Here is a 6,723-nt window from a genome sequence, read left to right as displayed (position 1 = left end):
AGGCTCTAAGAGGTTTATTTTAAGACATAGGCAGACGTACCCAACAAGTATATAACTGTCTATGTCTTATTGTTTTAAGTGATACCATTTGAAACTACCATAATCAAACATTAAATCTGTTTTTGGGCGTATTTTTGGGCGTGTACATTTTACCCGTTCTTATCAGTTTTCCCGAAGTTGTCAAACCGTGCCATATTTTCGGCTTTTGCCGCATCCACTATTTTAATATAAGGCTTCATGGCTTTATAATCGCTATGTCCCGTCCATTCCATTATAACCGAAGCCGGTATGCCAAGACGAAGCGCATTTACTATAAACGTCCGTCTTCCGCAATGTGTGGTTAGAACCGCGTATTTAGGTACTACCACTTCTTTACGTTCACTTCCGCTATACGACACAACACTAACAGGCTCGTTTATTCCGGCGATTTCGGCAGCTTCATGTAGATGTTCATTCATTTTTACGTTGCTTAGTACGGGTAAAGCCCTATTGTTGGGCAAGCGTATTCCTTTGTATTTGTCAAGTATTGCAAGAGAATAGCTGTTTAGTTCAATATGTAGCCTATCCGTTGTTTTTTTAGTAACGATAGAAATATAAGGAGGTACGGCATCACGTTTGATGTCGGAAACTTTGAGCCGGGCAACGTCAGAATACCGCAAACCGGTAAAGCAGCAGAAACAAAACACGTCACGGACGGGAGGAAGCGACGGTTTATTAGGCGGAAACTTAAAGTTCAAGAAGTGTTGCAATTCGTCCCAAGTCAAAAATATAACTTCCTTGCAGTCCAAGCCCTTAAAACGTGGGCGATATTGCAAATGGGCGGCACCGGAATAATAACCGTTTGCGGAAGCCCAGCGTAAGAACCAACGAACGAAACCGACATTTTTAGCGACGGTAGTATTAAGTTGCCCTTCTTCCTTTTGCAGATAAGACACAAAGGCGGCAAAGTCAGACTTTGAAAAGCCATCTAAGGAAAGTTCCGGGCGAAAGTTCATTAAGTGATGCCTAATGCTTGCAAACTTAGTGTAGGTCGCTTTCGTCCAATTATTAGTAACGCCCATTTCGGAAGTAAACCGGTCAAAGACCTCAAAGAAGCACGGCGGTTGTTGCCGGGCTTCTTCTTTTTCTTCGGCAATGTTCCGACCGATTGAAGCATAGAAAAGCGGCTTAAATTCTTTTGGCGTTGGCGTTCGATGGTTTTCGAGTTCAAAGCGTGTTAGGACTTCTTCAACCTTAGAAACCATATTAGCCAATCCCCTATTTATTTCGCCCGAAGTTTGCTTATAGCAGTTTTTAGAGCCAAGCGTTACCCGTTGGCTTTCCTTATCCCACTTATTAGCATCAATAACATATCCGGAATGGATATCTATACGATACCCGGAATAACATACGCGCAAACGGATTGGAACGCTTTTTGCGTTCATTCCTTCACGGGTTGATAGTTGAAACTTTACGCTATACTTCATTTCTTATCGGTCATCATTTCGCCGCGCCCGGTCAGTAACCAATGCGCGGATATAGGGTAATTAGCCACCATCGTATAAATGGCTTCTATTTCCAAGTTCTTATAACGTGGTTTGTGTTGGGGATTGGGAGTTATGCCATAAGTCAGCCGCATTTCCCTATAACGTGCCGAAGTAAGGTTATGAAGTTCGCAAAATTGGTTGAGCGAATCAACCCTACCGGTATTTATAAGCGCGTCAAGAGCGACAAAGAAACGGCGGCTTACAGCATCGCTAATAGGCGAAGTGTTTACAGTTGTTCGCGGCATAAGGAAGCATTTATATTAGACACCATTGTTTCATAATCACACTTCTGAACTAACGCCGTTTCCTTTCCCGACAAATAGGCTTTTTCCAAAGCGTCAAAGACTGAACCGGGAATAAAGGGATAATAAGCCCGGTTGCTATAATACTTATCTACATTTATTTCTATCATACAGCTTTCAGTTATTTTTCTCGAATTTTCGATTTAAGCGCATTTCTCATTAAAATGGTAGTGTTACCCAACCAAGCGGAGAACGTCAAAATTAGGGGCGTTTCTGTGCGTTTAGGAGTATCACTATAATACGCTTTATTTTTCCAATTTCATAGCGTAACGCTCTCTATAATAATGTATAAGAGTTACCATAAGGAAACCTTTTTGCCGAAGTCTAAACGGCAGCGGCACATCCGGCATTTCCGTCCGTTCGGGCATTGGCTTTTTTGGTAAGTTCGGCAAGCGTTTCGATTGTCCTTTGTTGGCTTTCTATTATAGAGAGCAAACGCGCCTTTTCCTCTTTGGCATCTTCAAGGAGTTTATACAGCATTTCCGTAGGGGCTAATTCCGTGCTTTTCGGCATACTGTCTTCTTCCGGGCGTACAGGTATAAGCATTTCGCCTTCTCCACGAATCAACCACACGGGATTAAGTTGCGGATATTGCTTTGTTATTGATTCCAATTTGTCTGCTTTAATAGACTTCTTTATGCTTGCGATATACGCAGAGCCTACGCCAATAGTACGGCAAAATTCTCTTTCGCTTATATTCAAATAAGAAACAAACTCTTTAAGTCGCTCTTTTACACCACCTTCATTTTGCATATTGCATTTCAATGTATATAAATGTTAAAAATCAAAGACACGGTGAAAATTGTATGCTTTTTATTTGCTTGTTGTATGCTTTTACATTACATTTGCACCGTGTTAGTTATTCATTCGCAAAGTTAAGCAAAAAATTGGCGGACAGCAATAGCAAAAACACGCTAATTTACAGAAAAATAAAAGCTATATGGTACACACAAGTAAGACAATTAACCGCAATTTCTTGATAAAGGCAAGCGGTATAGATGGAAAAGGAAAGCGCATAAACAAATTAGTAGGCGTTACCGGGCTTCTTGAATTGATAGGCGAAGCCTTAGCAGACAAATTTGTAACAAGGGCTTTTGAATCGGGGTTGGATTGCTGCCGGTGCAAACTTAGAAGGGGGCTGCGTATAACCTTTTATTGTAAGTAACAGATTGTATAACACTATAAACATAACAGCTATATGACAACAACAATGAACGATGACAGAGGGTGCAGCGTTTGCGCCGCAGGAAGTGAAAAGTACGAAACATTCAGTACCCGGATAGGCAGGAAAAGAGTTAAGCGCGTGCAGTACGATTATCGGCACACGGATGGCGAACTGTTTAGCTGCGTGGGAAACACGTTGGAGGATTGCAGGCAACGCCGTGATAAGTGGTTGCAGGATAAAACCGCTTGACGGGTAAGGGTGTGTTATTTCTTAAAGTGTATCAAAGTAATACAGAAAGAGGAATACCACATATAAGCCAACGGAAAGAGAATCCCTCTTGTAAAGGCTATAAACCGGTGACGGCGGAAACAGCACCGCAGCGCGGAACGCTTCGGGCGTAGGTGGGGCAAACCCACTACCGCGCACGAATTATAAACGATAAAAACAAATAATTATGGTATTGACAGACACTAACAAGAGAACGGGGCGGCTCGGATTTGCAAAGGGGCTGAACCAAGTAAAAATGGGAGAATACAAGGAGGTGGTAGCGGAGTTGTACCGGGCATTGGGAATAAACAACCGTAACAGCTTCTACGCTTACCGCGACGGCAAGATAGAGCCGAAAGTAACACAGGCGGAAGCAGTGGAAAGCGTATTTAACCGCTTCGGTATTACAAACATTTGGGGCGTATGAATTTCAAGGCAGAACTAAGCAGACGGGAAAACCAAGTAGCCGAGCTGCTCGCATGGGGCGCAAGCAAAAAGGAAGTGGCAAGCAGGTTGTTTGTTTCAACGCGCACCATCGAGAACACAGCCCGGAACATATACGCAAAATTGGGCATACAGAAAGCTACGGAGTTGTGCGTATGGTGGTTTTGTACGAAGTGCGGAGTACCCGTAAGTCTTGACCCGTTGAAACGTGCCATTACAGCTATTGTGCTCCTACTTGTATTGCTTCCGAGAGAGTTATCCGGTAACGGAGATATTTTCAGAATTGGGAGAGATAAAAGGTTGGTACGAATAGCAAGGATAGTCAGACGCAACAAAGAAGGAGAAGATAATACTTTCAACTTTCTAAATTTTAGGGCATGAGGAAGCTATATGAAATTTTCGGTATTCAGTGGGAAAGACCATTGAAATGGTACGAATACCTGCTGCTTGTTTGGTTGGGGCTATCATTTTGTTGCTTAGCCGTTGATATGGACTCTATACCGCTTTGGGCGGTTGCGCTGATAGTCGGAAACTTAACGGCTTCAATTTGGATTGGCGGAAAAATACTGCCGGATATAAAAGATTTTGATGATGAATTTGACAACGGATTGGAGGACGAAAGATGAGAACGACAAATAGCAACAAAAGGGTTATAGACCTTACGCTCGGCGAACTTTTGGATGAAGTGGAAGCAAGGGTAAGGGCTATACGGGAAAACAAGCCGGAAGCGGAAGAACGGGAGAAGCCCAAAAGGTATGTGTACGGACTGAAAGGGTTGCAGAAACTTTTAGGGTGCAGCAAAACAACGGCTTCGCGCTTAAAGCAGTCCGGCAAGATAGACGAAGCGATAACGCAGGTTGGCGCATTGATTATTATCGACGCTGATAAGGCGTTGGAACTTGCAAAGAAGAATAACAAGAAACAATAATTTTTTTAATAATTCAGCTATATGAATAAACAAGTAATTATCAAACGCTTGCAGCTTGTTAATTTCAAGGGCTTGCGGAACGTCGCAATAGAGTTTAGCGACGATGTTACAACCATCAGCGGACGTAACGGAACAGGTAAGACAACCATCAAGGATGCTTTTAGTTGGCTTCTTTGGGGTAAAAACAGCGAAGGGGAAACCGATAGCAAGTTTGGCATCAAGACTACAGACGAAAACGGAAATTTCATTCCTGACCTCGAACACGGAGTTACCGGAGTTTTTGAGATTACCGATACCGAAACGGGAGCGGTTGAAAGCGTGGAACTCCGCCGGGTATTGGTTGAAGAATGGAAAGTGCCAAACGGAGAAACCGGGAGAGTGCTAAAAGGACACCATACCGATTTTTTCTACAACGGTGTGCCATTGAAAACAAAAGCGGAATATGAAGCGCGTATTAACGCCATCATACCCGAAGCTGTCTTCAAAATTATAACAGACCCATACTATTTCCTTACGCTTCATTGGAAGGCGCAACGTGAAATGTTGCTGCAAATAGCCGGGAACGTAAGCGACGAAGAAATAGCAAGAGGAAACGAACGGTTTGCCCTTCTGCTTGCGCAGCTTACCGGAAAAACTTTGGAGGATTACAAGCGTGAGGTATCCGCACGGAAGGCAAAGGTAAATGAACAACTCGAAAAGATACCAACAGCCATAAACGCAATTACGCAAGTTACGCCGGAAGCACCGGATTACGAAGCGTTGGAAAAGGAAAAGGACGCTTTGGAAGCAGAACTTACGCAAATAGACGAATCGGTAGCATCAGCAGCCGAAGCGAACCGTATTGCCTACAACCAAGCCGCGAAAATTCAAGGGGAAATTAACGCAAAGAGGACGCGGCAACAAAAACTATTGTTTGACGCTAAGGACAAAGCTCGGAACGAAGCATACAAGAAAAACGAAACATACAATAATGCGGAACGTGAGTTACGCCAAATAGCATCAAACGAGCAAAACGAGGAACGGAGCTACAAGGCGGAACGTACCCGGCTTCAAAACGACATCAGCCGCGCAGAATCAACAAAGCAAAGTTATACGATACAGCAAGACGAACTGCGCGAGAAGTGGTATAAAGTGAACGCCGAAGAATTTGCAGAAACGGACAACCTTGTATGCCCATTATTCAAGCACGTATGCGCAGATGCGACGGCTTTACAAAAATATGAAGCCGACAGGATAGAAGCACGAAACAAATTCTACCAAGACAAAGAAAAGCGGTTGGAGGGTATAAACGACAACGGGAAGAAACTGACCGACCAAATAGCCGCGCAAGAATCGGAAATAAACAGACTATACGGACTTCTCAAACAAGAAGAAGAAAAGCACCAAGCAGCCGTAGCCGATTATGCGGAAAGACGTGCCAAATTGGAAAGGACACTTTCAGAGAATCCAAGAGTAAGTACAGAACCGGATATAAAAGGAGAAGACATACCGGAATGGGTTACGATTCAAAGCGAGATAGAAACACTTTCCGCAAGACTGCCGAAAACGGATAGCGGAGGAGCGGACAATACCGCAAGACTTCGCAAGAGGAAAGCAGAGATAGCCGCTCAGCTTGACGAAGTGAAACGCAAACTGAATATACGTGCAACGATTGAAACCAACGAGAAGCGAATTAAGGAACTTAAAGCGGAAGCCGAAGTATTGGCACAGGAAAAAGCCAACTTGCAGACAGAAGAAACGACTATCGACGATTTTGTTACGGCACAAATGAACGAAGTAGAACGCCGGGTAAACTCTTTATTCAGCCGGGTAAAGTTCAAGATGTACCGCACACAGATAGAAGACGCGAAACAAGTGCCTGACTGCATTTGCTACATAGACGGCGTGAAGTATTCAGACAAAAACGCGGCAGGAAAGGTAAACGCAGGGCTTGACGTAATAAACACCCTTTGCGCTTTTCACGACGTAAGCGCACCTATATTCGTTGATGAAGCCGAAAGCGTGAATGAATTTATACCGGTTAATAGCCAACTTATAAAGTTGGTGGTAACGAAAGATGATTTTGCAGTAAACAATTTCTAACCAATAAAA

General features: G+C 43.5%; 8 protein-coding genes. 5 read left to right on the top strand and 3 right to left on the bottom strand.

Going from position 1 to position 6,723, the window contains the following annotated elements:
* Nucleotides 1-149: 149 nt before the first annotated feature.
* The 3 genes from B5G10_RS11590 to B5G10_RS11575 form a co-directional block, all read right to left on the bottom strand.
* Nucleotides 150-1,424, bottom strand: a complete 1,275-nt coding sequence (locus B5G10_RS11590; RefSeq protein ID WP_158098822.1) for a site-specific integrase — start codon at nt 1,422-1,424, stop codon at nt 150-152.
* 38 nt (nt 1,425-1,462) lie between these two features.
* Nucleotides 1,463-1,771, bottom strand: a complete 309-nt coding sequence (locus B5G10_RS11585; RefSeq protein WP_087424894.1) for a hypothetical protein — start codon at nt 1,769-1,771, stop codon at nt 1,463-1,465.
* A 381-nt stretch (nt 1,772-2,152) separates the two neighbouring features.
* Nucleotides 2,153-2,581, bottom strand: coding sequence for a hypothetical protein (locus B5G10_RS11575; RefSeq protein ID WP_087424892.1), 429 nt, complete (start codon nt 2,579-2,581; stop codon nt 2,153-2,155).
* A 445-nt stretch (nt 2,582-3,026) separates the two neighbouring features.
* Between B5G10_RS11575 and B5G10_RS11565 the strand changes: the two genes are divergently transcribed.
* From B5G10_RS11565 to B5G10_RS11540, 5 genes are all read left to right on the top strand, one after another.
* Nucleotides 3,027-3,242: a DUF3873 family protein gene (locus B5G10_RS11565; RefSeq protein WP_087424890.1), complete on the top strand. Its 216-nt coding sequence runs from the start codon at nt 3,027-3,029 to the stop codon at nt 3,240-3,242.
* Between the two features lie 205 nt (nt 3,243-3,447).
* Nucleotides 3,448-3,687 (top strand): hypothetical protein, encoded by a 240-nt coding sequence (locus B5G10_RS11560; RefSeq protein ID WP_087424889.1) that lies wholly within the window; start codon nt 3,448-3,450, stop codon nt 3,685-3,687.
* A 394-nt stretch (nt 3,688-4,081) separates the two neighbouring features.
* On the top strand, nt 4,082-4,330 hold the full coding sequence (locus B5G10_RS11550) for a hypothetical protein (RefSeq protein WP_087424887.1): 249 nt from the start codon (nt 4,082-4,084) through the stop codon (nt 4,328-4,330).
* Nucleotides 4,327-4,632 (top strand): DUF3853 family protein, encoded by a 306-nt coding sequence (locus B5G10_RS11545; protein ID WP_087424886.1) that lies wholly within the window; start codon nt 4,327-4,329, stop codon nt 4,630-4,632. The genes B5G10_RS11550 and B5G10_RS11545 overlap by 4 nt, the downstream gene beginning before the upstream one ends.
* Before the next feature lie 21 nt (nt 4,633-4,653).
* Entirely contained in the window at nt 4,654-6,714 is a 2,061-nt protein-coding gene (locus tag B5G10_RS11540) for an AAA family ATPase (RefSeq protein ID WP_087424885.1), read from the top strand.
* Nucleotides 6,715-6,723 lie beyond the last annotated feature (9 nt).

Origin of the sequence: Barnesiella sp. An55, from assembly GCF_002161555.1 — a bacterium.
Lineage (GTDB): Bacteria > Bacteroidota > Bacteroidia > Bacteroidales > Barnesiellaceae > Barnesiella > Barnesiella merdipullorum.
The sequence above is the reverse complement of the archived record's forward strand: the minus strand, read 5'-3'. Positions and strand labels throughout refer to the sequence as shown.

What these genes read in the sequence shown, in the direction of transcription:
- B5G10_RS11540 (WP_087424885.1), top strand. Translation starts at nt 4,654, where the DNA reads ATGAATAAACAAGTAATTATCAAACGCTTGCAGCTTGTTAATTTCAAG.
- B5G10_RS11560 (WP_087424889.1), top strand. Translation starts at nt 3,448, where the DNA reads ATGGTATTGACAGACACTAACAAGAGAACGGGGCGGCTCGGATTTGCA.
- B5G10_RS11565 (WP_087424890.1), top strand. Translation starts at nt 3,027, where the DNA reads ATGACAACAACAATGAACGATGACAGAGGGTGCAGCGTTTGCGCCGCA.
- B5G10_RS11575 (WP_087424892.1), bottom strand. Translation starts at nt 2,581, where the DNA reads ATGCAAAATGAAGGTGGTGTAAAAGAGCGACTTAAAGAGTTTGTTTCT.
- B5G10_RS11590 (WP_158098822.1), bottom strand. Translation starts at nt 1,424, where the DNA reads ATGAACGCAAAAAGCGTTCCAATCCGTTTGCGCGTATGTTATTCCGGG.
- B5G10_RS11550 (WP_087424887.1), top strand. Translation starts at nt 4,082, where the DNA reads ATGAGGAAGCTATATGAAATTTTCGGTATTCAGTGGGAAAGACCATTG.
- B5G10_RS11585 (WP_087424894.1), bottom strand. Translation starts at nt 1,771, where the DNA reads ATGCCGCGAACAACTGTAAACACTTCGCCTATTAGCGATGCTGTAAGC.
- B5G10_RS11545 (WP_087424886.1), top strand. Translation starts at nt 4,327, where the DNA reads ATGAGAACGACAAATAGCAACAAAAGGGTTATAGACCTTACGCTCGGC.